The 23105-nt window shown below is 70.9% G+C and carries 24 protein-coding genes; 14 read left to right on the plus strand and 10 right to left on the minus strand.

Annotation, left to right across the window (positions count from 1 at the left end; genetic code table 11):
• Nucleotide 1: 1 nt before the first annotated feature.
• Nucleotides 2–769 carry an enoyl-ACP reductase FabI gene (gene fabI, locus AB0B29_RS23535; protein ID WP_362243000.1) on the plus strand — a complete coding sequence of 256 codons (768 nt, stop codon included), beginning with the start codon at nt 2–4 and terminating at the stop codon, nt 767–769.
• Nucleotides 770–930: 161 nt separating this feature from the next.
• Nucleotides 931–1281, plus strand: coding sequence for a hypothetical protein (locus AB0B29_RS23540; protein WP_362243003.1), 351 nt, complete (start codon nt 931–933; stop codon nt 1279–1281).
• Between the two features lie 85 nt (nt 1282–1366).
• Here AB0B29_RS23540 and AB0B29_RS23545 read toward each other — a convergent pair whose 3' ends face one another.
• Nucleotides 1367–2059 carry a FadR/GntR family transcriptional regulator gene (locus AB0B29_RS23545; protein ID WP_362243006.1) on the minus strand — a complete coding sequence of 231 codons (693 nt, stop codon included), beginning with the start codon at nt 2057–2059 and terminating at the stop codon, nt 1367–1369.
• A 70-nt stretch (nt 2060–2129) separates the two neighbouring features.
• On the opposite strand from AB0B29_RS23545, the gene AB0B29_RS23550 reads away from it, so the two are divergent.
• The 4 genes from AB0B29_RS23550 to AB0B29_RS23565 all read left to right on the plus strand — a co-directional run bounded on the left by AB0B29_RS23550 (nt 2130) and on the right by AB0B29_RS23565 (nt 4615).
• A complete protein-coding gene (locus AB0B29_RS23550) occupies nt 2130–3476 on the plus strand; it encodes a CynX/NimT family MFS transporter (RefSeq protein WP_362243009.1) in 1347 nt (448 codons plus the stop codon).
• Nucleotides 3477–3544: 68 nt separating this feature from the next.
• The gene (locus tag AB0B29_RS23555; protein ID WP_097215821.1) at nt 3545–3661 is read left to right on the plus strand and encodes an SGM_5486 family transporter-associated protein; all 117 of its coding nucleotides are present in this window, start codon (nt 3545–3547) and stop codon (nt 3659–3661) included.
• A 163-nt stretch (nt 3662–3824) separates the two neighbouring features.
• Complete coding sequence (locus tag AB0B29_RS23560; protein WP_362243012.1) at nt 3825–4031, plus strand: hypothetical protein; 207 nt, start codon at nt 3825–3827, stop codon at nt 4029–4031.
• Between the two features lie 65 nt (nt 4032–4096).
• Nucleotides 4097–4615, plus strand: coding sequence for a SixA phosphatase family protein (locus AB0B29_RS23565; protein ID WP_362243015.1), 519 nt, complete (start codon nt 4097–4099; stop codon nt 4613–4615).
• 91 nt (nt 4616–4706) lie between these two features.
• Here the strand turns inward: AB0B29_RS23565 and serB are convergent, their stop codons facing one another.
• Nucleotides 4707–5933, minus strand: coding sequence for a phosphoserine phosphatase SerB (gene serB, locus AB0B29_RS23570; RefSeq protein WP_362243018.1), 1227 nt, complete (start codon nt 5931–5933; stop codon nt 4707–4709).
• Between the two features lie 130 nt (nt 5934–6063).
• Nucleotides 6064–8097 carry a streptophobe family protein gene (locus AB0B29_RS23575; RefSeq protein ID WP_362243021.1) on the minus strand — a complete coding sequence of 678 codons (2034 nt, stop codon included), beginning with the start codon at nt 8095–8097 and terminating at the stop codon, nt 6064–6066.
• A gap of 241 nt (nt 8098–8338) precedes the next feature.
• Here AB0B29_RS23575 and AB0B29_RS23580 point away from each other — a divergent pair, with 241 nt between their 5' ends.
• Nucleotides 8339–10861 carry an ABC transporter ATP-binding protein/permease gene (locus AB0B29_RS23580; protein WP_362243024.1) on the plus strand — a complete coding sequence of 841 codons (2523 nt, stop codon included), beginning with the start codon at nt 8339–8341 and terminating at the stop codon, nt 10859–10861.
• Between the two features lie 94 nt (nt 10862–10955).
• Here the strand turns inward: AB0B29_RS23580 and AB0B29_RS23585 are convergent, their stop codons facing one another.
• The 3 genes from AB0B29_RS23585 to AB0B29_RS23595 all read right to left on the minus strand — a co-directional run bounded on the left by AB0B29_RS23585 (nt 10956) and on the right by AB0B29_RS23595 (nt 13766).
• Nucleotides 10956–11684, minus strand: coding sequence for a transglycosylase SLT domain-containing protein (locus AB0B29_RS23585; RefSeq protein WP_362243026.1), 729 nt, complete (start codon nt 11682–11684; stop codon nt 10956–10958).
• 343 nt (nt 11685–12027) lie between these two features.
• Nucleotides 12028–13071 carry an S-adenosylmethionine:tRNA ribosyltransferase-isomerase gene (locus AB0B29_RS23590; RefSeq protein ID WP_362243029.1) on the minus strand — a complete coding sequence of 348 codons (1044 nt, stop codon included), beginning with the start codon at nt 13069–13071 and terminating at the stop codon, nt 12028–12030.
• Nucleotides 13068–13766, minus strand: a complete 699-nt coding sequence (locus AB0B29_RS23595; protein ID WP_362243032.1) for an SDR family NAD(P)-dependent oxidoreductase — start codon at nt 13764–13766, stop codon at nt 13068–13070. Before AB0B29_RS23595 ends, AB0B29_RS23590 begins: the two co-directional genes overlap by 4 nt.
• 288 nt (nt 13767–14054) lie before the next feature.
• On the opposite strand from AB0B29_RS23595, the gene AB0B29_RS23600 reads away from it, so the two are divergent.
• The 3 genes from AB0B29_RS23600 to AB0B29_RS23610 all read left to right on the plus strand — a co-directional run bounded on the left by AB0B29_RS23600 (nt 14055) and on the right by AB0B29_RS23610 (nt 16231).
• Complete coding sequence (locus AB0B29_RS23600; protein WP_362243034.1) at nt 14055–15200, plus strand: GAF domain-containing sensor histidine kinase; 1146 nt, start codon at nt 14055–14057, stop codon at nt 15198–15200.
• Entirely contained in the window at nt 15193–15834 is a 642-nt protein-coding gene (locus AB0B29_RS23605) for a response regulator transcription factor (RefSeq protein WP_362243036.1), read from the plus strand. Before AB0B29_RS23600 ends, AB0B29_RS23605 begins: the two co-directional genes overlap by 8 nt.
• A gap of 154 nt (nt 15835–15988) precedes the next feature.
• On the plus strand, nt 15989–16231 hold the full coding sequence (locus AB0B29_RS23610) for a chaplin (RefSeq protein WP_030852293.1): 243 nt from the start codon (nt 15989–15991) through the stop codon (nt 16229–16231).
• Between the two features lie 169 nt (nt 16232–16400).
• On the opposite strand, the gene AB0B29_RS23615 is transcribed toward AB0B29_RS23610, so the two are convergent.
• Nucleotides 16401–17186, minus strand: coding sequence for a hypothetical protein (locus AB0B29_RS23615; RefSeq protein WP_362243039.1), 786 nt, complete (start codon nt 17184–17186; stop codon nt 16401–16403).
• A gap of 161 nt (nt 17187–17347) precedes the next feature.
• Here AB0B29_RS23615 and AB0B29_RS23620 point away from each other — a divergent pair, with 161 nt between their 5' ends.
• From AB0B29_RS23620 to AB0B29_RS23630, 3 genes are all read left to right on the plus strand, one after another.
• Complete coding sequence (locus AB0B29_RS23620) at nt 17348–18145, plus strand: ABC transporter ATP-binding protein (protein ID WP_362243042.1); 798 nt, start codon at nt 17348–17350, stop codon at nt 18143–18145.
• A gap of 95 nt (nt 18146–18240) precedes the next feature.
• Entirely contained in the window at nt 18241–18672 is a 432-nt protein-coding gene (locus AB0B29_RS23625) for an NfeD family protein (protein WP_351626264.1), read from the plus strand.
• A gap of 133 nt (nt 18673–18805) precedes the next feature.
• Complete coding sequence (locus tag AB0B29_RS23630) at nt 18806–19765, plus strand: SPFH domain-containing protein (RefSeq protein ID WP_362243045.1); 960 nt, start codon at nt 18806–18808, stop codon at nt 19763–19765.
• Nucleotides 19766–19882: 117 nt separating this feature from the next.
• On the opposite strand, the gene AB0B29_RS23635 is transcribed toward AB0B29_RS23630, so the two are convergent.
• The 3 genes from AB0B29_RS23635 to AB0B29_RS23645 all read right to left on the minus strand — a co-directional run bounded on the left by AB0B29_RS23635 (nt 19883) and on the right by AB0B29_RS23645 (nt 21959).
• The gene (locus AB0B29_RS23635) at nt 19883–20389 is read right to left on the minus strand and encodes an HNH endonuclease (RefSeq protein WP_362243047.1); all 507 of its coding nucleotides are present in this window, start codon (nt 20387–20389) and stop codon (nt 19883–19885) included.
• A gap of 207 nt (nt 20390–20596) precedes the next feature.
• Nucleotides 20597–21136, minus strand: a complete 540-nt coding sequence (locus AB0B29_RS23640) for a YbhB/YbcL family Raf kinase inhibitor-like protein (RefSeq protein ID WP_362243050.1) — start codon at nt 21134–21136, stop codon at nt 20597–20599.
• Nucleotides 21137–21176: 40 nt separating this feature from the next.
• Nucleotides 21177–21959 (minus strand): sporulation protein, encoded by a 783-nt coding sequence (locus AB0B29_RS23645; protein WP_234850249.1) that lies wholly within the window; start codon nt 21957–21959, stop codon nt 21177–21179.
• Between the two features lie 144 nt (nt 21960–22103).
• Here AB0B29_RS23645 and AB0B29_RS23650 point away from each other — a divergent pair, with 144 nt between their 5' ends.
• On the plus strand, nt 22104–22745 hold the full coding sequence (locus AB0B29_RS23650; protein ID WP_362243053.1) for a DNA-3-methyladenine glycosylase: 642 nt from the start codon (nt 22104–22106) through the stop codon (nt 22743–22745).
• The last annotated feature ends 360 nt before the right edge of the window (nt 22746–23105 follow it).

The following is a 23105-nucleotide window of genomic DNA, read 5'->3' on the forward strand; positions in this document are numbered from 1 at the left end:
CATGAGCGGAATTCTCGAGGGCAAGCGCGTCCTGATCACCGGTGTGCTGACGGAGGCCTCCATCGCCTTCCACGCCGCGAAGCTGGCCCAGGAGCAGGGCGCCGAGGTCATCCTCACCGCGTTCCCGCGGCCCACGCTGACCGAGCGCATCGCCAAGAAGCTCCCCAAGCCCACCAAGGTCATCGAGCTGGACGTGACCAACGACGAGCACCTCGGGCGTCTCGCCGACCTCGTCGGCGAGGAGCTGGGCGGCCTCGACGGTGTCGTGCACTCCATCGGCTTCGCCCCGCAGGACGCCCTCGGCGGCAACTTCCTCAACGCGCCGTTCGAGTCCGTCGCCACCGCCATGCACGTCTCGGCGTACTCCCTGAAGTCGCTGACCATGGCCTGCCTGCCGCTGATGCAGAACGGCGGTTCCGTCGTCGGCCTCACCTTCGACGCCCAGTTCGCCTGGCCGCAGTACGACTGGATGGGCCCGGCCAAGGCCGCACTCGAGGCCACCAGCCGCTACATGGCCCGTGACCTGGGCAAGCAGAACATCCGCTGCAACCTGGTCTCGGCGGGCCCGATCGGTTCCATGGCCGCCAAGTCCATCCCGGGCTTCAGCGAGCTGGCCTCGGTGTGGGACAGCCGCTCCCCGCTGGAGTGGGACCTGAAGGACCCCGAGCCGGCCGGCCGCGGCATCGTCGCCCTGCTGAGCGACTGGTTCCCGAAGACCACCGGCGAGATCGTCCACGTGGACGGCGGTCTGCACGCCATCGGAGCCTGATCTCCCGCACCTCCTCGACGCCCCGTTTCCCGCCGCGTGCGGGGAGCGGGGCGTCACCCGTTCGGCTCAGCCGGCCGGGCGGGGGAGGCCGTCCACCGGGCACTGTTGAGTACGCGTTCACCACGCGAGCCCCTCCCCAGCACGGTCGAGGAGGTCCCCTTGTGCGCTTGTCCCGCCGAACGGCCTCAGTGTCCCTCGCCGTCGCGCTCGTGCTGACCCTGGCGTACGAGGCGGTGCCCCACGCGCGCGTGCCCGCCGGCGAGCGCGAATCCCCGGACCTCTTCGGCGCGGCCTGCCGGATCCGCGTGACCGGCTCCAAGGTGCTCGCCTACTGCCACAACCCCTACCCGGAGACCGACCGTGTGAGCCTGCACGTGGAGTGCGTCCGCTGGTGGGACATCGACACCGACAGCTCACCGATCGAGGCCGCTCCCGCGCAGACGGTGCGGCTGACGGGACGCTGCTGGAAAGAGGTCGCCGACGTGTGGGTCAGTCACGGGCGGGGGAGCTGATCCTGCCGGGCGCATCAATCGCCGGGGGCTGAGCCTTCCGGGCGGCATCGGTCACCGGTGGGGGAGCAGAGCTTTCCGGGCGGTATCAGTCACCGGCCGGGGAGCTGAGCCCGCCCGGGCGGCACAGGAACGGGTAGCGGGCGGCCTCCGATGCGGCCGTGTCCGCCTCGCCCGCGCGGATCGCCTCCAGCAACCGCCCGTGGTCCATGTACGTCTCCGGCGTCAGCCTCTCGCCGACGTCCTCACGCAGCCAGTCCCGCAGCACCTCGCCCAGGTCCGCGTACATGGCCGTCATGACGTCGTTGTGGGAGGCCGACACCACGGCCAGGTGGAAGGTCGCGTCCGCGGTCACGAACGCCTCCTTGTCGCCCGACTCCCAGGCTTCCTCGCGCCGCAGCAGCAGTGCGTCGAGCTGCTTGAGGTCCTTCTCCGTACGCCGCTCGGCGGCCAGCCGGGCGGCGGCCGACTCCAGCGTGGAGCGCAGCTCGGCGATGTGCCGGGGGTCGGCCTCGGCGAACCGCCGCTGCATCACGCCCGCCAGCTCGCTCGTCGCCACGACGTACGTTCCGGAACCCTGGCGGATGTCCAGCAACCCGTTGTGCGACAGGGCGCGGACGGCCTCACGGACCGTGTTGCGGGCGACACCGAGCTGCTCGACCAGTTCCGGCTCGGTCGGGATCCGGGAGCCGACCGGCCACTCGCCCGAGGTGATCTGGGCCCGCAGCGCGGCGATGACCTGCTCGGACAGGGCCGAGCGACGGGTATGGCTCAAGGGCATGGCACACCTTCGCACGACCGGGGCGCCCCAGGGCAACCAGGGAGTGGACAGTCAATCATCCTATGATTCTATGATGGGTCTCATGCCTCGTGAGGAAACCCGGACGACGACACCCCCGACCGTATGCAGCCCATCCGCGCACGAGCCGGGGACACCGGGCGGCGCCGCCCCGCGCGCGTGGACGACGCGACTGCTCGTCCTCGGCATCGTGCTGTCCGCGCTGAACCTCCGTCCCGCCATCACCAGCCTCGGCGCCCTCCTGGAGGAGGTCCGCGACGGGCTCGGCATGAGCGGCAGCGTGGCCGGGCTGCTCACCTCGGTGCCGCCGCTGTGTTTCGCCGTCTTCGGCGTCATGGCCCCGCGGCTCGCCCGCCGCTTCGGGCCCGGCGCGGTGGTGTGCGCCGGCATGGCCGCCATCGCCACCGGCCTGCTGATACGCCCGTTCGCGGGCGGCACGGCCGGCTTCCTGGCCGGGAGCGCCCTGGCCCTCATGGGCATCGCGGTCAGCAACGTCCTGATGCCGGTCATCGTCAAGCGCTGGTTCCCCGACCGCGTGGGTTCCATGACCGGCCTGTACTCGATGGCCCTCGCCCTCGGCACGGCCCTCGCGGCCGCGGTCACGGTGCCCCTGACCGACGCCCTCGGCGGCCGCTGGCAGACCGGCCTGACCCTGTGGGCGGGACTCGCCGTGGCGGCCGTCCTGCCGTGGCTGCCCTTCGTCCGGGGACGCGTCACGCCGCCCGGGGCGGAGGAGAAGGCCGCAGGGGCCGCGACACCGACGCGCGGCCCGGCTCCGGCTTCGACGGAGCACGCGCGCGTGGAGGCGCCTCGGCTGCGCATGGCACGGAGCGGGACCGCCTGGGCCCTGGCCGTCTTCTTCGGACTCCAGGCCACCGCTGCCTACATCACCATGGGATGGATGGCGCAGATCTTCCGGGACGCCGGTGTGCCCGCCGGCACCGCGGGGCTGCTGCTGGCGGTCACCATGGTGATGGGCGTGCCCCTCGCCTTCGTCATACCCCGCCTGGCCACCCGGCTGCCCCACCAGGGCCCGATCGTGCTCGCCCTGGGCCTGTGCGGCCTCGCCGGCTACGCCGGGCTGTACCTCGCGCCCGCCGCCGGCGCCTGGGCCTGGGCCCTGCTGCTCGGCGTCTCCAACTGCGCCTTCCCGCTCGCCCTGACCATGGTCGGCATGCGGGCCAGGACCGGCCCGGGCGTGGTCCAGCTGTCGGCGTTCGCACAGAGCACCGGCTACCTGATCTCCATCCCCGGACCGCTCCTGGTGGGCGTCCTCTACCAGCACAGCGGCGGCTGGGGCCTGCCGATCGCGCTCATGAGCGCCCTGATGGTCCCGCAGATGGCCGTCGGTTTCCTGGCCGGCCGCGACCGCACGGTGGAGGACGAGGCGGCCCGCTGAGCCACGCCCCGGGACAAGAGCTCACCCCCCGCGGCATCCCGCATGCACGGAGGTGGGACACTTTCCCCATGCCAGTGCTCGACCCGAATCCCCAGCACGGTCAGAAGAAGATGCTGCTCGTGTTCGGCGCCTTCTTCGCGATCTTCATCGTCATCGCCGTCATCGCGACCATCGCCTCGCCATGACCGGCACCCGCGGCCCGTGGTGGGGGTAACCCCCCTGTCCCCTAGGGGGTGAGGGTCAGGGTCAAGTGGGTGGATCACCGGATGGGTCGGCGGCCGCCGATTCCGTAGCTTCAAGTGTGTGACCGCGAGGCGGTCACCGACCACTCGAAGAGCGGAGGCACCCATGTCGGCCCCTACGCACACCCGGCTCCATCCGGCGCCCCGGGCCGGTGCCGCCGGCCGGCTGCCCTGGTGGGCTCTCGCCCTTCCCGTGCTCGCCTTCTCCGCGCTGCTCGCCCTGATCCTCAACCCCTCCGACGCGCACGCGGCCACGGGTGAGCCGGTGATCACCCACCTCTTCGAGCGTATACAGCAGCTCACCGCCCGCTGATCACGGCCGAAGCCGGTGGTCAACTCCCTGCGCCAGCTGGCGTGTTTCATGCGAAGCTGGATCTCATGAGCGTCGCAGAATCCCGCAGGATTGTCCTCTTCCGCCATGCGAAAGCCGACTGGCCACAGGTCACCGATCACGAGCGTCCCCTCGCCGACCGCGGCCGAATGGACGCGGCGGAGGCCGGGCGCAGGCTGACCGACACCGGTATCGCCTTCGACCTGGCGTTGTGCTCCACCGCGGTCCGGACCCGGGAAACGTGGAAGCTCGCCGTCCAGGAGTTCCCGCAGCGGCCGAAAACCGTCTACGAGGAGCGGATCTACGAGGCCTCGCCCGGCGAGCTCATCGCCCTGCTCAACGAGACCCCCGACGACGCGCAGAACGTCCTCATGATCGGGCACAACCCGGGCATCCAGGGACTCGCCGAGATCCTGGCGGGCTCGGGCGAGGACGAAGCCAGGGAGCGCATGACCCGCCGCGGCTTCCCGGCCGCCGCCTTCGCCGTGCTGTCGTTCGGCGGCACGTGGAAGAGCCTGGAGCCGGGTGTGGCCACGTTGCAGGACTACTGGGCGCCGGCCGAGTGACGACCTCCGCGTGACCTCGTGATCGCGTGACCTCGTGATCGCGTGACAGAGGGGCCCGGCGCCGGTGCGGCGCCGGGCCCCTCCTGTCGGCTCAGACGACGTCGAGGGTGTCCGCCGCCTCGACCTCCTCCCGCGTGACGCCCAGCAGGTACAGGACCGTGTCCAGGAAGGGGAAGTTCACCGCGGCGTGTGCGGCCTCGCGCACCACCGGCTTGGCGTTGAAGGCGACACCGAGCCCCGCCGCGTTCAGCATGTCCAGATCGTTGGCGCCGTCACCGATCGCCACCGTCTGCGACAGCGGCACACCCGCCTCCGCCGCGAACCGGCGCAGCAGTCTGGCCTTGCCCGCACGGTCGACGATCTCGCCGGTGACCTTGCCGGTCAACCTGCCGTCGACGATCTCCAAGGTGTTGGCGTGGGCGAAGTCCAGCCCGAGCCGCTCCTTCAGATCGTCCGTGACCTGGGTGAATCCACCCGACACGACGCCCACTTGGTAGCCGAGCCGCTTCAGCGTACGGATCAGGGTGCGGGCGCCCGGCGTCAGCCGCACCTCGCTGCGCACCTTGTCCACGACCGAGGCGTCCAGCCCCTCCAGCAGCGCCACGCGCGCGTGCAGGGACTGCTCGAAGTCCAGCTCCCCGCGCATCGCGGCCGCCGTCACCTCGGCGACCTCGTCCTCGCAGCCGGCGTGCGCGGCGAACAGCTCGATGACCTCGTCCTGGATGAGCGTCGAGTCGACGTCCATGACGACCAGGCGCTGTGCACGCCGGTACAGACCGGCGGCGACGACCGCCACATCGATACCGAGCCGCGCGGCATCGGTCACCAGGGCGGTGCGCAGCGGCTCGGTCTCCACGCCGGAAACGGCGAACTCGACGGCGGTCACGGGGTACTTGGCGAGCCTGAAGATACGGTCGATGTTGCCGCCGGTCTTCGTGATCCGCGCGGCGATCGCAGCCGTGGCTTCGGCGGTGAGCGGGTGCCCGAGGACGGTGACCAGGGAGCGGCCCAGACCGCGCGGCCGGTTGTCGCCGAGGCCGGAGATGATCTCCGCCTGCATCTTCATCGACTCGGCCCAGCTGTGGACGGTCGCCCGCAGGTCTCCCTCGACGCCCGGGGGCGGCTCGGTCACGAGCGCGCACAGCACCATCCGGCCACGGGTGACGACCTGCTCGATGTCGACGACGTCGACGGAGTAGGCGGCAAGGGTGTCGAAGAGGCCGGCGGTGATGCCCGGCCTGTCCTTGCCGAAGATCTTCACAAGGAGGGTGGGGACGTCGGCAGGGACGTCGGAAGACGAGGTCTGCGAAGCGCTCATGGTGGTTCCACCGTATCCGGCGCGCGGCACCTGTCACCCCCGAGGTCCGTCTGGCGGACAGCGAACACTGCATGGCGCGTTGATGACGTGCACCCTACGTACCGGTACGGTGCCCGGCGCCTTCACCGGCTCACTTCCCGCCCCGCGGTTTCCGCGGCGGTGGCGGGGGAGGCGGGGGAGGCGGCGGGCCGTCGTCCGGACGCGCGGGCGGCCCGTTCCCGTTCCGCGGCCCGGGCGACTGCCGCGGGCCACGCGGGGGCGGCCCGACCGGCCGTACGACGGTGGGGGCGCTGTAGAGGTCGCCCGGGGCCGGGGGCTCGTCGTCCCGGACTGCGTCGTACCCGGGCCCGGGCGCAGCGCCGGAGGGCCGCTCCTCGCCTGGGGGCCGTTCCACCACGGAGGGCCGTTCCGCCCCGGAGGGTTCAGCCCCGGGATGCCGTTCCACCCCGGGAGGCCGTGCGTCCTCCGGCTCGCGCAGTTCCTCCGGTACCCGGAGGTAGGGGTTGGTGCCCGGATCGGGCGGCCGGTACGGCGTACCGGGCTCGTACGGCCCGGCCCCCTCACCCCGCGGCACCCACCCGCCTCGCTCCCCTGGCTGCCCGGCCCCGGCGGCGTCTCCGTGCCGCACCGTGCCACTGGTGCCCGGCCACCCCTGCCCGGCCCCATCGCCTCGTCCCGCTGGCCCGGAGACACCCCGGGCCTCCGCCTGCCCGGCCGAGGCCCCGCGCTCGCCCCACACCGCGCCCGGCACATCCGCTGCCCCACCGGCTCCGGCCACCGCCTCCCCTTGAGCCCAGGCGGTAGCCCTGCGCCCCGCCGCCCCGCACCCCCACGCGAGCAGCGCCCCGGCCGCTCCGGCCCCGGCGCCCCACACCCCGCCCAGCAGCAGGGCCGCGCCGAGATGGCCGTGCAGTGCGATGCCCGCGCCGAGGGCGTCGAAGCCGAGCACGGACAGGGACGCGGTCACGGACACGTCCGTGAGCCAGACCAGCAGCGGCAGGGCGAGCGCGGTCGCGGCACCCACCGCCGGCGCACACCGCCCCGCGAAACGCAGGGCACCGTCCGCCGCCCCGACCGGCGTCCGTACCGCTGCCAGCACCCCTGCCAGCAGCATCGTCAACGCGGCCGCCACCCCCAGCAGCCACACCCGCCCGTCCAGATCGGCCAGCCGGCCCAGCGTCACCGGCCGGTCGGACCCGGTACCGAGCAGCCCGCCCAGGGGGTCGGGCAGGAACCGGGTCAGTTCACCCGTCGCCCGGCCGTCCCACGGCACGAACAGGCCGAGCGGCAACCCCAGCCACACCCCGTTCGGCGCTCCGAGCAGCGCCGCACCCGCGATGCGCCGGGGGTGGCCGTCGCCGACCGCCGCGGACGCCGCCGCCGCCCATCCCGCCGCCACCGCCACCAGCAGCACGGTCACCAGCGCGGACACGGCCGGCCGCACGACCCGGTGCACGGCCTCCCAGCCCCGCGGCAACGGCGTACGGCGCGAGGCCAGCAGGGCGACGAGGAGGATCCCGGCCGACCAGCCGAACCCGCCGAGCAGCGTCGGGGCGGTGTCGACCGTGAACCCGACGGTGGCCTGCGCGTCGACCAGGTCGCCGAGCCGGTCCGGCAGCAGCCCCCCGATGTCCCCCAGCCCCGGGATCTCCACGCTGCCGCTCCCGCCGGTGACGTCGTCCAGCCCCAGCGACCCGCCGTCGATCGTGATGACGTCGTGCCCCGCCCACGCCAGCCCGCCCAGCATCGCCACGAACAGCACCACCACCGACCCCGCCCGCGCGAGCAGTTCGGACGGTGCGATCACAACTCCCACCCCCCGCAGGGACCGCAGGAAGAACCACGACAGCAGCACCGCCCCGACCAGGCTCACCCCCAGTGGCGTGATCTCGATGGCCGTGTCCGCCTCGGCGCCCGACAGGCCGAACACCGACACATCCCCGGACGGCGTGACCGAACCACCCGCCCCGAGGGCCACCACGGCCGCGGTCATCGGTCCCAACGACCCCGCGCTGTCCGCCTGAAGCAACCGCAGCCCCAGCGCCGCCGTCCCCGCCATCCCGATCAACGCCCAGCTCACGGCGGCCACGGCGGACATCAGAACGTCCCCCCACGGCACGCGCCCGTGACCCTTCGCCGTCCCGGCCCCTGCGGCAGCACTCATGGCAGACCCCCCGATCCGCGGCACGACGGGAACACCACGCATGTCCCCCTCGCGTCGAAATACCACTCTCCGGCCCGGTTTCAACCCCGTCAACGGAATCGGCCGATGCGTCCGAACGCGGTCTTCACAAGGCCCGACTTTCGGTCAGGGGGGCGCTACTGAAATAGTTCCCCCCGATGTTCGACATCCCTAGACTCCCCATGTCGGGGGTAACTCGGGGGACAACTCAGTGGGGCATGGAGTGCCGGAACTCGTACTGGAATCAAACGGACGTACCTGGACGCTCGATCCGTCCAGGGCCTACACCCTCGGACGTGATCCGCAGGGGGACGTCGTCTTCGACGACGCCAGGGTCTCCTGGCGTCACGCCACGGTCAGCTTCAACGGCCGCAGTTGGGTCATCGAGGACCACGGCAGCACCAACGGCACATTCGTGCAGGGCCAGCGCATCCATCACATGGAGCTCGGCGCCGGCTCGGCCGTCAACCTGGGCAACGCGACCGACGGCCCGCGCCTGAACCTGTCCGGCGCCGCGGCCTCCGTCGCCACGCCGCAGGCCCAGCCCCAGCAGCCGTACGCGGCGCAGGGCGCGAACCCCGGCTGGGGTCAGCAGGTTCCGGCCCAGCAGCCGCCGCAGCAGCAGGCCCCCCAGGCCGGCTGGCAGCAGCCGCAGCAGGCCGCCGCGCACATTCCGCAGCAGCAGGGTTCCGGCGGTGCCGCGGGGGCTCCGCCGGTTCACGGCGACCGCAGCCCGACCACGTTCCACCAGTTCTCCCTCGGCCGCGTGATGCGCATCGGCCGTGCCCTGGAGAACGAGCTGGTCGTCTCCGACCTGCAGGTCTCCCGGCACCACGCCGAGTTCCACGCGATGCCCGACGGGCGCATGGAGATCCGCGACCTCGGCTCCCACAACGGCACGTACGTCAACGGCCAGCCGATCGCCAAGGGCGGCTCTCAACTGCTCGGCCCGGCCGACGTCGTCGGCGTCGGTCACTCGACGTTCCGCATCGTCGGCGACCGGCTCGAGGAGTTCGTCGACACCGGTGAGGTGTCCTTCTCCGCCCGCCACCTGACCGTCACGGTCGACGGCGGGAAGCAGATCCTCAAGGACGTCTCCTTCGGCGTGCCGGAGAAGTCGCTGATCGCGGTCATCGGCCCGTCCGGCTCCGGCAAGTCGACCCTGCTCAAGGCGCTCACCGGCTACCGCCCCGCCAACCAGGGCGAGGTGCTGTACGACAACCGCAACCTCTACAAGCAGTTCGCCGAGCTGCGCCAGCGCATCGGTCTGGTCCCGCAGGACGACATCCTGCACAAGGAGCTGACCGTCAAGAAGGCCCTCAAGTACGCGGCCAAGCTGCGCTTCCCGGCGGACACCACGGCCGCCGAGCGCGAGGCCCGCATCGACGAGGTGCTGCGCGAGCTCAAGCTCGACATCCACAAGGACAAGAAGGTCACGTCCCTGTCGGGCGGCCAGCGCAAGCGCGTCTCGGTCGCCCTGGAGCTGCTCACCAAGCCGTCGCTGATCTTCCTGGACGAGCCGACCTCCGGCCTCGACCCGGGCATGGACCGCGACGTCATGCAGCTGCTGCGCGGCCTCGCCGACGACGGCCGCACGGTCCTGGTCGTCACCCACTCGGTGGCCGAGCTGGCGATCTGCGACAAGCTGCTGGTGATGGCGCCGGGCGGCTCGGTCGCCTACTTCGGCCCGCCCGACGAGGCGCTGAACTTCTTCGGCTACGACACCTGGGCCGATGTCTTCTCCGCCTTCGAGAACTACCGCGACTACGACTGGGCGGGTCGCTGGAAGGGCTCGCAGCATTACCAGATGTACGCCGCGGACATCGACGCCGTTGCGCCGCAGTCCGTACAGGTTCCGCCGATGCAGGCGATGAAGCCGCCGAAGCCGCAGGGCTGGATGTCCCAGTTCATCACGCTTGTCCGGCGCTATGTCTCAGTGATCGCCTCCGACAAGGGCTTCCTCGCCCTGATGGTGATCCTGCCGGCCGTGCTCGGCGCGGTCAGTCTGCTCATCGACGCAGACCGGGGCCTGCTGCCGAACCCGGCCAATCCGCAGACCGGCCGGATCATCCCGAACGGCACGGCGACCACCGTCCTGCTGATCCTCGCGGTCGGCGCCTGCTTCGCCGGCGCGGCGAACTCGGTCCGGGAGCTGATCAAGGAACGGGTCATCTACGAGCGGGAGCGCGCGACCGGCCTCTCGCGCTCGGCGTACCTGATGTCCAAGGTGTTCGTGCTCGGCATGATCACCGTGCTCCAGGGCCTGCTGGTCGGCGTGATCGGCTTCTCCAGCCGGGAGATCCCCGAGGAGGGCCTGGTCTTCGGCAGCGCGACGCTGCTGGAGCTGTCCGTGCCGATCATGGCGCTGGGCTTCACCTCGATGATGTTCGGCCTGATCATCTCCTCACTGGTGAAGACCGCCGAGAAGACCATGCCGCTGCTGGTGATGTTCGCCATCATCCAGGTCGTCTTCACCGGCTGCCTGTTCACCCTGCACGGCTCGATCGGCGTCAACCAGTTCTCGTTCCTGATGCCGTCGCGCTGGGCGGTCGCCGCCTCCGGTGCCACGCTGGACTTCAACAAGATCAGCCCGCCCGAGACGGCCGGTGACAACGATCCGCTGTGGGAGCACACGGTCGGGGCCTGGGCCATGGACATGGGCGCCCTCCTCGTTCTCGGCGTGATCTGCGGCTTCTTCGTGGCCCGCTTCCTGCGCCGCCACGAGCCGGAGGTCATGCGCAAGTAGTCCCCGCTCCGCGACGCCCGAAGGGCGGCACCCCGTCAGGTGGGTGCCGCCCTTCGGCGTTGCGTACAGCGAAGCAGAGAGGTCCGCGCCGGCCTCAGTACGCGCTGTTGACGTTGTCCATCGAGCCGTACTTGTCGGCCGCGTAGTTGCAGGCGGCGGTGATGTTGGCGACCGGGTCGTAGATGTCCCAGGAGGTACCGGGGACGTGCCAGGTCTTGAAGGTCGGCGGGATGACCTGGAGCAGACCCTTCGACGGGATGCCGTTGATGGCGTTGATGTCCCAGTTGTTGATCGCCTTCGGGTTACCCGAGGACTCGCGCATGATGTTGCGGTGGATGCCGTCGTAGGACGCAGGGATGTCGTGCTTCTTCAGGATGGCGAGCGACTCGCGGATCCAGCCGTCGAGGTTGTTCGGGTAGGTCTTGACGGCGGCCTTCTTGGCCTCGGCGCGCTTGGCGGCGCGGCTCGCGGCCTCCTTGGCCTGGCGCGCGGCCTCGGCCTTCTTCTTCGCCGCCTCGGCGGCGGCCTTCTTCTTGGCGGCGGCCGCGGCGTCGGCCTTCTTCTTCGCCGCGATCTGCTCGGCCTTCAGCGTGGCGCCGGCCATCTGGTCCGTGACGCTCGCCTTGACGTCCTTGATCTGCTGGTTGCTGTACGCCACCGCAGCCGGCTGAGCGGCCTCGGTCGTGGTCTTGGTCGAGGCGCCGCTCGGCACCGCGGAGAACCCGATGGCGGCGGCGCCGAGGGTGGCGACACCCGCCATGGCGATCTTGTGGTGACGGGTCAGGCTACGACTCTGAACACGGCTGAAGATGTTCTTGGGCATGCTGCGTTGGACCTCTTCGAATAGCGCGGGAGTCGCTCGGCGTCCGGCGTTGGACTCGGTGTGTTTCCGACACGAACGCCGCGGAGGTGAACCCACGGCGCTGAGCGACGTCAGCAATTCTTAGCGGCCGCAAAATGGCGTGGCAAAGGTGTGACGTACGAAAGGAGATAGTGGATCAGGGAGGGTGAAATCAGGACAGATTGGACTGTCTGCGCCGCTCAAAAGGTGGGGCTTTGTCTCCTACGCACTTTCGTACGTGACGTGGGTCCTATGCGGGGGCTCACATCGCCCTGAGATCAGACTTACGGCGCGTTGCACAAGCGATGCTCTGTGTGAGGCCTTTTCAGGGCAGCACGAGGTGCACGTCCCCGAACTCGTGCCACAGATAGCGGCCTTGCAGCGCGGCCTCGTATCCCCGCTCGATCGCCCCCCGCCCCGCGACCGCCTCCAGCATCAGCAGATGCGAGGCCTCCGGCTCGTGCAGCCCGGTCAGCAGCCCGTCCACCACCCGCACCCCGCGCTCCGGGGTGACGACGAGATCCGTCCACCCCGCAACGGCGCGTACGGACCCGTCCGTGCCCGCCGCCGACTCCACCGCCCGCACCGCGGTCGTCCCCACCGCCACCACCCGGCCCCCACCGGCCCGCGCCGCGTTGATCAGCCGCGCGGACGCCTCCGGCACCGCGAATCGCTCCGGGTACGGCGGCTCGTGCGCCTCCGCCGAGGCCACCCCCGTATGCAGGGTGACCGGCGCGAACTGCACCCCCCGGCTCACCAGCTCCGCCACCATCCGCGCCGTGAAGGGCCGCGCCGCGCTCGGCATCTCCGCGCTTCCCGTGCCGTCCGCCGACGGCAGCGCGAACACCGTCTGGTAGACGGAAAGCGGCTGGTCGCGCTCCGTATAGGCGTAACGGACAGGCCGCCCGTACTCCCGCAGCAGCCCCGGCACCGCGGCCCCGGAGACCCGCGCCCACCACAGCCGCTCGCTCCGCCCGCTCAGCGGCTCCTCCAGAACCAGCCGCACACCCCCCGGCAGGCACACCTCCCTCCCCGCGGGCCCGCCCGCACGCGCGCGCGTGGTGCCCCGCCCGTCGGGCTCCCGCAGTTCCACCGCCCAGCGGCCGTCGTCCCCCCGGGTGGAGAAATGCACCACCACGCGCGCGGGGCCGGACCAACCGTCCACGGCCGCCGCCAGCGTGGCCGAGGTGTTCACCACGAGCAGGTCCCCGGCCCTCAGCAGCCGCGGCAGCTCCGTGAACGTGTGATGCGCCACCTCGGCACCCCGCGACACCAGCATCCGTACGGCGTCCCGCTCGAGCCCCGGGCCCCGCTGCTCGACAGGCACCCGCGCCGACAGCTCCTCCGGCACCCGCACCCGCACCGTCATCGGGCCTCGTCCAGCAGCGCCGGAGCCCCGTAGCGCCCGCTCGCCGGACGCTCGTCCAGCAGCCGCAGGAACGCCGGCACCACCGCCGCAGGCTCGGGCCGCGGCTCCCGGTCGTCCGGTACGGCCGTCGCGTACAGGTCCGTGGCCATGTCCCCGGGATCCACCGCCCAGACCCGCAGCCCCGGCTCCTCCACGGCGAGCACGGCCACCAGATGGTCCAGGGCCGCCTTGGACGCCCCGTAACCGCCCCAGGTCTCGTACGCCTCGGCGGCCGCGTCCGAGCTGACCGCGATGACGGTGCCCGCGCGCGAGGCCCGCAGCAGCGGCAGCGCCTCCCGGACCAGGCCCAGCCCCGCCACCAGGTTCACCTCCAGCGCCCGGCGCAGCCCCTCCAGGGGCAGCTCCGCCAGCCTGACCAGCGGCTCGGCACCCAGTGCGCTCGCGTTGTGCACCAGCAGGTCGACCCCGCCCAGCCGCCGGGCCGCCGCCACCAGCTCCGCCCGATGAGCGGCGTCCGTCACGTCCCCGGGCAGGGCGGTCACCCGCGTGCCGCGCGCGGAGACGGCTCCGACGGTGTTCGCCAGCGCCTCGGCACCCCTGGCGTCGAGCACCAGGTCCCAGCCCCGCCCGGCCAGGGCCTCGGCCAGGGCACGGCCCAGCCCCTTCGAGGCCCCGGTGATGATCGCAACCGGCATGATCAGCTCCCTCGTCGTGATCGCTTGCCCTCAACGTAGGAACGGGCCCGCCCGGACCGCCTCGGACGCGGGCCGCACTCCACCGGGTCCCTTCGCCCTACGCCGCGGGCCCGGCGCCCCGGGACCCGGACCTAGGGCCCGGCCTCTCGGCCCCGCGACCTGGGCCCGCGGACCGGCGGTGCACCGCGAGGCCCGGCCTCTCGGCCCAGCGACCTAGGCCCACGGAACGGGCGCCCCGCCGCCACCGGTCCGATCCGCGCTGTCACAGCCCGCCGGTACCGTGAGGTCATGAGTCACGGCCCCCGGTCCGGCCTCGCCGCGGTGAGTTCCGCGTTGCTGGCCATGAGCAGGCACCTCGAGGTGCGCGACGTCCTCAAGACGATCGTCGCCTCGGCCCGCGAGCTGCTCGACGCGCAGTACGCCGCCCTGGGCGTCCCGGACGACCACGGCGGCTTCGCCCAGTTCGTGGTGGACGGCGTCAGCGAGGAACAGTGGAAGGCCATCGGCCCCCTCCCGCGCCAGCACGGCATCCTCGCCGCGATGCTGCGCGAGGCCAGGTCCGAGCGCCTCGCCGACGTCCGCAAGGACCCCCGCTTCGAGGGCTGGCCGAAGGCCCACCCCGACCTGGTCGACTTCCTGGGCCTGCCGATCCGTGACGGCGACGAGGTCATCGGTGCGCTGTTCCTGGCCAACAAGAACTGCGAGCGGCCCGAAGGCGGCTGCGGCTTCACCGAGGAGGACGAGGAACTGCTCGGCATCCTCGCCCAGCACGCCGCGATCGCCCTCACCAACGCCCGCCTCTACGAACGCAGCCGCGAGCTCACCATCGCCGAGGAGCGCTCCCGCCTCGCCCACGAACTGCACGACGCGGTCAGCCAGAAGCTGTTCTCCCTGCGCCTGACCGCGCAGGCCGCGGCCCGCCTCGTGGACCGCGACCCCTCCCGGGCCAAGGGCGAACTCCAGCAGGTGGCCGTCCTGGCTGCCGAGGCCGCCGACGAACTGCGCGCAGCCGTGGTGGAGTTGCGCCCCGCCGCCCTCGACGAGGACGGTCTCGTCGCGACCCTCCGCACGCAGATCCAGGTCCTCGACCGGGCGCACAGCGCCCGCGTCACCTTCGCCGGTCACGGAGTGAAGGCCCTGCCCGCCTCCCAGGAGGAAGCCCTCCTGCGCGTGGCTCAGGAAGCCCTGCACAACGCCCTTCGCCACTCCGGCGCCGACCACGTCGACGTGACCCTGGACCGCCGCGGCGGCGGAGCCGTCCTGCGCATCACGGACGACGGCAGCGGCTTCGACCCCAGCGCGGTCCGCCGCGCGGGACGCCACCTCGGCCTGGTCTCGATGCGGGACCGGGCGAGCGGTGCGGGCGGCACGTTGGCCGTGGAATCGGCGCCCGGCAAGGGCACCGTGATCGAGATGGAGGTCCCCGGTGGCTGACGCAATCAGGGTGCTGCTCGTCGACGACCACCAGGTCGTCCGCCGGGGTCTGCGCACCTTCCTCGAAGTGCAGGACGACATCGAGGTCGTCGGAGAGGCGGCGGACGGCGCCGAAGGAGTGGACCGCGCCGAGGAGTTGAAGCCCGACATCATCCTCATGGACGTCAAGATGCCGGGCATGGACGGCGTCGACGCCCTGCGCAGACTCCGCGAGCTGGACAACCCCGCACGTGTGCTGGTCGTCACCAGCTTCACCGAACAGCGCACGGTGGTCCCGGCCCTGCGCGCGGGCGCCGCCGGGTACGTGTACAAGGACGTCGACCCCGACGCCCTCGCCGGAGCCATCCGCTCGGTCCACGCCGGGCACATCCTCCTCCAGCCCGAGGTCGCCGGCGCGCTGCTGGCGCAGGAGGAGACCAACACGGGCACCACGAGGGCCGGTTCGCTCACCGAGCGGGAGCGCGAGGTCCTCGGCCTCATAGCGGACGGCCGGTCCAACCGGGAGATCGCCCGCGCGCTGGTCCTGTCCGAGAAGACCGTCAAGACCCACGTGTCGAACATCCTGATGAAGCTCGATCTGTCCGACCGAACGCAGGCCGCTCTGTGGGCCGTTCGCCATGGTGTGACCGGCTGACGCTCACCCGACGGCAACACGGAAGGTTGCGTTCCGGACCGAGATTCATACTGTCGTGGGAACGTCCCCCGGATGGCGCAACCTCGATGGATCTCCGCCGTTCTCCAGTGCGTGCTGCGGCGCCTGCCGCGGCAATCGCTAGGAGGGCTCAGAAGTGAAGAACCTGAAGAAGGCAGCGGCCGTGACGATGGTGACGGGCGGCCTGCTGGCCGCCGGCGCGGGTATGGCCTCCGCCACCAGCGCGCACGCCGACGGCCAGGCCGTGGGCTCCCCGGGTGTCGGCTCGGGCAACGTGGTCCAGGCCCCGGTGCACGTCCCGGTCAACGTGTCCGGCAACAGCGTGAACGTCGTGGGCATCCTGAACCCGGCCTTCGGCAACCTCGCCGTCAACCACTGACGCCCCACCTCCGTCTCCGAGCCGGAGGTGAAACGGCCTCCCGGCCCCCACCGGGAGGCCGCTCGGCGTCCCGCTACGCCGGGCTGCGAAACCATCGCCTCCAGCCTCCAGCCTCCAGCCTCCAGCCTCCAGCCTCCAGCCTCCACGCCGGGCACCACACGAAGAACCGTCACCGCACCCCCCGCTCCCGCTCCTCCACAACGGAGTTGTACGCCGCGACCTGCGCCCGCCGAGCCGTCCGCTCCACCGGCCGCAACGCCTCCCGCCGCGCGGAGATCTCGGACGAACTCACCGCACCCCCGTGCCCACCCTCCGTCGCCACGGCGATCAGCGTCCCCACCCGCTGCGCCAGCTCCAGCACCCGGACCGCCCGCGGCGGATAGCCCGGAGCCAGCACCTCCCGCCCCCGCTCGGCCCGCGCCCGGTACGCATCGATCGCCGCCTCCGCCACCGGCCCCGACCCGGCCACATCCAGCCGTGTCAACACCTCGGTGGCCTCCCGCAGAGCCTCCGCCAGTTCCCGCTCCGCCTCACCCAGCGACGGCACATCCGCGGGCGGCGCCTCCCGTACGGGCAGCACATGCCACACCACCTCGACCTGCACACCCACAGGTCCGGCCTCGTACACGTCCGGCACCAAGCCGTAGGCCGCCCCGTGACAGACCACCGCCTCCTCGGCCTCCAACGCCCGCGCGTTGAACTCCGGCGGCCCGCTCAGCCCCAGCGGATGCCCCGGCGCGGGCAACGCCACCCGCAGCCCGCTCACCCCGAGCGTCCGCAACCGCCCGAGCGCGAGTGTCAGCCCGACCTGCCCCGACTCACCCGGCAGCCCCTCCACCCGGTGCACCGCGTCCTCACCGACGACGGCGGCAACGGCGTCGTCCGGCGAGACAAGTCCGGCCAATAGGGCATTTCCCCAGGCTGCGAGGCGTCCAGCACGCGGTTCCGAGAGCATGCCTCCACCCTAGGACCCTCCAAGGACCGGACCGAGGGAACGCCCGGTACGACCGGTGGCGTAGATTTCATGGAGGGCTGCGCCCACCGGCGCGGCGGACCGAGCCACAGGCTTACGCGACAGCCGAGACCGGCCACACTGCAAGGGGAGACAACGCGCTCATGAGCGATGTTCTGGAGCTTCAGGACGTATCCGTGGTCCGTGAGGGCCGGGCTCTGGTGGACCAGGTCTCCTGGTCGGTCAAGGAGGGCGAGCGCTGGGTCATCCTCGGCCCGAACGGCGCCGGCAAGACCACCCTCCTCAACCTCGCTTCCACCTACCTCTTCCCCAGCTCGGGCACCGCCGCCATCCTCGGCGAGACCCTCGGCAAGCCCGGCACCGACGTCTTCGAGCTGCGCCCCCGCATCGGTATGGCCGGCATCGCCATGACCGAGAAGCTCCCCAAGCGCCAGACGGTCCTGGAGACGGTCCTGACCGCCGCGTACGGCATGACCGCCACCTGGCACGAGGACTACGAGGAGATCGACGAGCGGCGCGCCCGCGCCTTCCTCGACCGCCTCGGCATGAGCGACTACCTGGAGCGCCGTTTCGGCACCCTCTCCGAGGGCGAGCGCAAGCGCACCCTCATCGCCCGCGCCCTGATGACCGACCCCGAGCTGCTCCTCCTGGACGAGCCCGCCGCCGGCCTCGACCTCGGCGGCCGCGAGGACCTCGTCCGCCGCCTCGGACGCCTGGCCCTGGACCCGATCGCCCCCTCGATGCTCATGGTCACCCACCACGTCGAGGAGATCCCCCCGGGCTTCACCCACGTCCTCATGATCCGCCAGGGCAAGGTCCTCGCCGCCGGCCCGCTGGAGCTCGAACTCACCTCCCGCAACCTTTCCCTCTGCTTCGGCCTCCCGCTCGTCGTCGAACAGTCGGGCGAGCGCTGGACCGCCCAGGGCCTCCCGCTCTCCTGACCCGGCCCGCCGACGCGCAATCCCCAGGGTGAGAACGGGATTTCACACCACGGGCGCCCTGTCGTCGACGGGGCCCGCGGACCTACCATGACCAGGTGGACATCGACGCATGGTTGTGGTGGCTGATCGGCGCGGCAGCGCTCGGCATCGCGCTCGTGGTGACCGCCATGCCCGAACTGGGCATGCTGGCGGTGGGCGCCATCGCGGCGGCGGTGGTCACCGGCGTCTTCGGCGGCGGAGCCGTCGCCCAGGTCGCGGTCTTCGCCGTCATCTCGACCGCGGGCATCGCCGTCGTACGGCCCATCGCGAACCGGCACCGCGCGCAGCGACCCCAACTCGCCACCGGTGTCGACGCGTTGAAGGGCAGACAAGCCGTCGTCCTGGAACGTGTCGACGGCTCCGGCGGCCGGATCAAACTCGCCGGCGAGGTCTGGTCGGCCCGCGCTCTCGACACCGGCCACGCCTACGAAGTAGGCCAGGAAGTGGATGTCGTGGACATCGAAGGAGCCACCGCGATCGTCATGTGACCTCGCAGGACGTAACAGGAGTGGAACTCCTCGCCAGCCACGCGACGGTCTGTCAGACTCGACCAGCAAGATCTTCGACAACCATAAGATCTGCCGAAGACGCCGAAGCGGAGAAGGGACACGGGGAACGACGATGGAACCGGTCATCATCGTCCTGATCATCCTGGTGGTGTTGGTCTTCATCGCCCTGATCAAGACGATCCAAGTCATCCCACAGGCCAGCGCGGCCATCGTCGAGCGCTTCGGGCGCTACACGCGCACACTCAACGCGGGCCTCAACATCGTCGTCCCGTTCATCGACACCATCCGCAACCGCATCGACCTGCGCGAACAGGTCGTGCCCTTCCCGCCGCAGCCGGTGATCACCCAGGACAACCTGGTCGTGAACATCGACACCGTCATCTACTACCAGGTCACCGACGCCCGGGCCGCGACCTACGAAGTCGCCAGCTACATCCAGGCGATCGAGCAGCTCACCGTCACCACGCTCCGCAACATCATCGGCGGCATGGACCTGGAGCGGACCCTCACCTCCCGCGAGGAGATCAACGCGGCCCTGCGCGGCGTCCTCGACGAGGCCACCGGCAAGTGGGGCATCCGCGTCAACCGCGTCGAGCTCAAGGCGATCGAACCGCCCACCTCCATCCAGGACTCGATGGAGAAGCAGATGCGCGCCGACCGCGACAAGCGCGCCGCGATCCTCCAGGCCGAAGGTGTCCGGCAGTCAGAGATCCTGCGCGCCGAAGGTGAGAAGCAGTCCCAGATCCTGCGCGCCGAAGGTGAGGCCAAGGCCGCCGCACTGCGCGCCGAGGGCGAGGCCCAGGCCGTCCGTACGGTCTTCGAGGCCATCCACGCCGGCGACCCGGACCAGAAGCTCCTGTCCTACCAGTACCTCCAGATGCTCCCCAAGATCGCCGAGGGCGACGCCAACAAGCTCTGGATCGTCCCCAGCGAAATCGGCGACGCCCTCAAGGGCCTCTCCGGCGCCATGGGCAACTTCGGCGGCCTCGGCGGCGGTTCCGGCGGCAACGGCGGCACCACCGGAGCAAGCGTCCCCGCCCAGGAACGCCGCGAGAAGCCTTCGATCGACTGACAGCACCAACCACGCAACGTTCCCCGCGACCCCCTTCCTTCCAGGGCGCGGGGAACTGCGCGAACAACCACACTCAAACCCGCGGCCGACGAACCACCAAGGCCCCCCGGCGACCGGTCACGCCGCGTCCAGCGCCAGCCAATCCGGCAGCGCCGCAAAGTCATCCTGTGTCAGAGCCAAGAGCATCGCACCCGCCGGCGTCGGCTCGAACGGCTCCCGGAGCAGCGGCATACCCGCCTCGACAGGAGTCCGATTCGCCTTCCGGTGATTGTCCTCCGCACACGAGGCCACCGTGTTCAGCCACGTGTCCTGACCTCCCTGCGACCGCGGCACCACGTGGTCCACGGTCGTCGCCCGCCTGCCGCAGTACGCGCAGCGGTGCCGGTCCCTGACCAGCACCCCCCGCCTCGACCACGGCGCTCGTCTTCGGAACGGCACCCGCACGTACTGGCAGAGCCTGATCACCCGGGGCGCCGGTATGTCGACCGCGGCACCCCGCATCCGCAGTTCGGGGTGGGCCTGCTCGACGACGGCCTTGTCCTGAAGCACCAGAACGACGGCTCGGTTCAACGTCACCGTCGACAGCGGCTCGAAGCTCGCGTTCAGTACCAGCGTGTCCCGCATACCAGCCCACCTCCCGTGCACCGGCCCACCCCCTGGCGGGCTGGGATCAACTCTGGCCGGGCACGCCGAGATGGACAACGCAATATCTGCTGCTCTCACGGGGGGTGACCCCCGCGACCCCCGGCAACAAAAATGCCCGCTCCTGATCAATTCCAAGACCAGGAGCGGGCAAACGTTCCATGAACGCCGACATTCGAGGCGGCTTGCTCAGCCCTCGGCGGGCACCTCGTACTCACCGATCAGCTGAGCCCGCCCGATCGTGTGGAACCGCAGGTTGAAGCCCACGGCCGCAGGCGACGCGTCCGAGTCCGGACCCAGCTTCTCCTGGTCCACGGCGTACACCGTGAACACGTACCGGTGCGGCCCGTCCCCGGGAGGCGGCGCGGCCCCACCGAACTCCTTACCGCCGTAGTCGTTGCGCGCGTGGATCGCGCCCTCCGGCAGACCCTCGAACTTGCCACTGCCCGCACCCACCGGCAGCTCGGTCACCGACGCCGGGATGTCGAACAGCACCCAGTGCCAGAAACCGCTGCCCGTCGGGGCGTCGGGGTCGTAGCAGGTCACGGCGAAGCTCTTGGTCCCGGGCGGGAAACCCTCCCACCGCAGCTGCGGCGAAGTGTTGCCGGCCGCGTGGACCTGAGCGTCCTTGAGCGTCGCACCTTCCTCGATGTCCTCGCTCGTCACCGTGAACGACGCGACGGGCGGATGGAAGTCGTGGGGGAGCGGCCGCCGCTTGAGCTCGGTCACCTCGGTACCTCCTGATCGTTTCGTGCAGTAGCCCCCGAGCCTAGAACCAGTTGCGCTTGCTGCCGACCTCCGACAGCCACTGGTTCAGGTACGCGGTCCAGTCCGTCCCCTGGTAGTCGTTGAGGCCCACCTGGAAGGACCGGAAGGTGTCACTGCCCTCGCTGAACAGTCCGGGCTTCTTGTCCATCTCCAGCACGACGTCCATGGCGTTCTGGTCGGCCACGAAGCTCAGCTCGACCTGGTTCAGCCCGCGGTACTGCTGCGGCGGGTAGAACTCGATCTCCTGGTAGAACGGCAGCCGCTGCCGCGTACCGCGGATCACACCGCGCTCCATGTCGGCGTTCTTGAACCGGAAGCCCAGCTGGATGAACGCGTCGAGGATCGCCTTCTGCGCCGGCAGCGGGTGCACGTTGACGGGGTCCAGGTCACCGGAGTCCACCGCACGCGCGATCTCCAGCTCGGTCGACACCCCGATGTTCATGCCGCGCAGGGCCTGACCGTCGATCATCGTGATCGGCGTCTCCCACGGGATCTCGAGACCGAACTGCACGGCGTGCACTGCGCCGGCCTGCAGCTCGAACGCACCGCCCAGCCGCGACTTCGTGAACTCGATGTCCTGCTTGTACTCCTGGTCGCCGCTCTCCACCTCGACCTTGGCCTGCAGCCCGACCGAGAGCCCCTCGATCTGCTGGTTGACGGAGCCGCCCTGGATCCGCACCTCACCCTGGACGACGCCGCCCGGGACGACGTTGACCTCGTGCAGCACCGTCTCGACCGAAGCCCCGCCGGCCCCCAGGCTCGCGAGCAGCTTCTTGAACGCCATGTCTCTCCCTCTCGCCCACAACGGGTGGATCCTTGATCCATACAAACGCGATCCGGCCGTGGCCGGTTCCATGCCCCACCCTGGCAAGGCCGGTGCCCGACGGCCACCCCGCCGCACCACTCATCTCCAGTACCCTCGGACGGCATGATCGCGACCCCTGACCGTACGCCCCTGTCCAGGGAGTTCTTCGACCGGCCCGTCCTCGATGTCGCCCCCGACCTCCTCGGCCGCATCCTGGTACGCAGCACCCCGGACGGTCCGATCGCCCTCCGCCTCACCGAGGTCGAGGCCTACGACGGTGAGAACGACCCCGGCTCCCACGCCTACCGCGGCCGCACGGCCCGCAACAGCGTGATGTTCGGTCCGCCCGGACACGTGTACGTCTACTTCACCTATGGCATGTGGTTCTGCATGAACCTGGTCTGCGGCCCTGAGGGGAAGTCGAGCGCGGTGCTGCTCCGCGCCGGCGAGATCATCGAGGGCCCCGAACTGGCCCGCACCCGTCGGCTCTCGGCCCGCAACGACAAGGAACTGGCCAAAGGCCCGGCCCGTCTGGCCACCGCTCTGAACGTGGACCGCTCCCTGGACGGCACGGACGCGTGCACCCCCGAGGACACCCCGCTCCGCATGCTCACCGGCACGCCCGTGCCTTCCGACCAGGTACTCAACGGGCCACGGACCGGGGTCGGCGGCGAGGGGGCCGTGCATCCCTGGCGCTTCTGGGTGGCCAACGACCCGACGGTGAGCCCGTATCGGGCCCACGTCCCGAGGCGCCGCCGAAGTTGACGCGCCCTGCCGAGGTGCGTAATGTAGCCCGAGCCGTTGAACCGGGTATGGCGATCGCCAACAGCGGGAAGCGGCCAAACCAACTACCTAGCGACTCCCCTCAGCAGGGGCGAATTCGGCGTGCTCGCATGCCTGAATTCGACGCCGACAGACTCGATTATGAGTTGGACGGGGAATCCGCTAACGTAGTGAATGTCGAAAGGCCGACGAGCGAAAGCCCGGGCCCAACGACAAATCCCGCCGACAGGGAATCGGATCGAAAAAGGATCTGATAGAGTCGGAAACGCAAGACCGAAGGGAAGCGCCCGGAGGAAAGCCCGAGAGGGTGAGTACAAAGGAAGCGACCGTTCCTTGAGAACT

It is taken from the genome of Streptomyces tibetensis (genome assembly GCF_040647715.1).
Classification (GTDB): Bacteria; Actinomycetota; Actinomycetes; order Streptomycetales; family Streptomycetaceae; genus Streptomyces; species Streptomyces tibetensis_A.

Bases quoted from the DNA above. Each gene is read 5' to 3' on its own strand.
- AB0B29_RS23575 (WP_362243021.1), bottom strand. From the start codon at position 8,097: ATGAGTGCTGCCGCAGGGGCCGGGACGGCGAAGGGTCACGGGCGCGTG.
- AB0B29_RS23650 (WP_362243053.1), top strand. From the start codon at position 22,104: ATGATCGCGACCCCTGACCGTACGCCCCTGTCCAGGGAGTTCTTCGAC.
- AB0B29_RS23620 (WP_362243042.1), top strand. From the start codon at position 17,348: ATGAGCGATGTTCTGGAGCTTCAGGACGTATCCGTGGTCCGTGAGGGC.
- AB0B29_RS23630 (WP_362243045.1), top strand. From the start codon at position 18,806: ATGGAACCGGTCATCATCGTCCTGATCATCCTGGTGGTGTTGGTCTTC.
- AB0B29_RS23585 (WP_362243026.1), bottom strand. From the start codon at position 11,684: ATGCCCAAGAACATCTTCAGCCGTGTTCAGAGTCGTAGCCTGACCCGT.
- AB0B29_RS23555 (WP_097215821.1), top strand. From the start codon at position 3,545: ATGCCAGTGCTCGACCCGAATCCCCAGCACGGTCAGAAGAAGATGCTG.
- AB0B29_RS23590 (WP_362243029.1), bottom strand. From the start codon at position 13,071: ATGACGGTGCGGGTGCGGGTGCCGGAGGAGCTGTCGGCGCGGGTGCCT.
- AB0B29_RS23595 (WP_362243032.1), bottom strand. From the start codon at position 13,766: ATGCCGGTTGCGATCATCACCGGGGCCTCGAAGGGGCTGGGCCGTGCC.
- AB0B29_RS23550 (WP_362243009.1), top strand. From the start codon at position 2,130: ATGATGGGTCTCATGCCTCGTGAGGAAACCCGGACGACGACACCCCCG.
- serB (WP_362243018.1), bottom strand. From the start codon at position 5,933: ATGAGCGCTTCGCAGACCTCGTCTTCCGACGTCCCTGCCGACGTCCCC.
- AB0B29_RS23565 (WP_362243015.1), top strand. From the start codon at position 4,097: ATGAGCGTCGCAGAATCCCGCAGGATTGTCCTCTTCCGCCATGCGAAA.
- AB0B29_RS23645 (WP_234850249.1), bottom strand. From the start codon at position 21,959: ATGGCGTTCAAGAAGCTGCTCGCGAGCCTGGGGGCCGGCGGGGCTTCG.
- AB0B29_RS23615 (WP_362243039.1), bottom strand. From the start codon at position 17,186: ATGCTCTCGGAACCGCGTGCTGGACGCCTCGCAGCCTGGGGAAATGCC.
- fabI (WP_362243000.1), top strand. From the start codon at position 2: ATGAGCGGAATTCTCGAGGGCAAGCGCGTCCTGATCACCGGTGTGCTG.
- AB0B29_RS23600 (WP_362243034.1), top strand. From the start codon at position 14,055: ATGAGTCACGGCCCCCGGTCCGGCCTCGCCGCGGTGAGTTCCGCGTTG.
- AB0B29_RS23560 (WP_362243012.1), top strand. From the start codon at position 3,825: ATGTCGGCCCCTACGCACACCCGGCTCCATCCGGCGCCCCGGGCCGGT.
- AB0B29_RS23635 (WP_362243047.1), bottom strand. From the start codon at position 20,389: ATGCGGGACACGCTGGTACTGAACGCGAGCTTCGAGCCGCTGTCGACG.
- AB0B29_RS23545 (WP_362243006.1), bottom strand. From the start codon at position 2,059: ATGCCCTTGAGCCATACCCGTCGCTCGGCCCTGTCCGAGCAGGTCATC.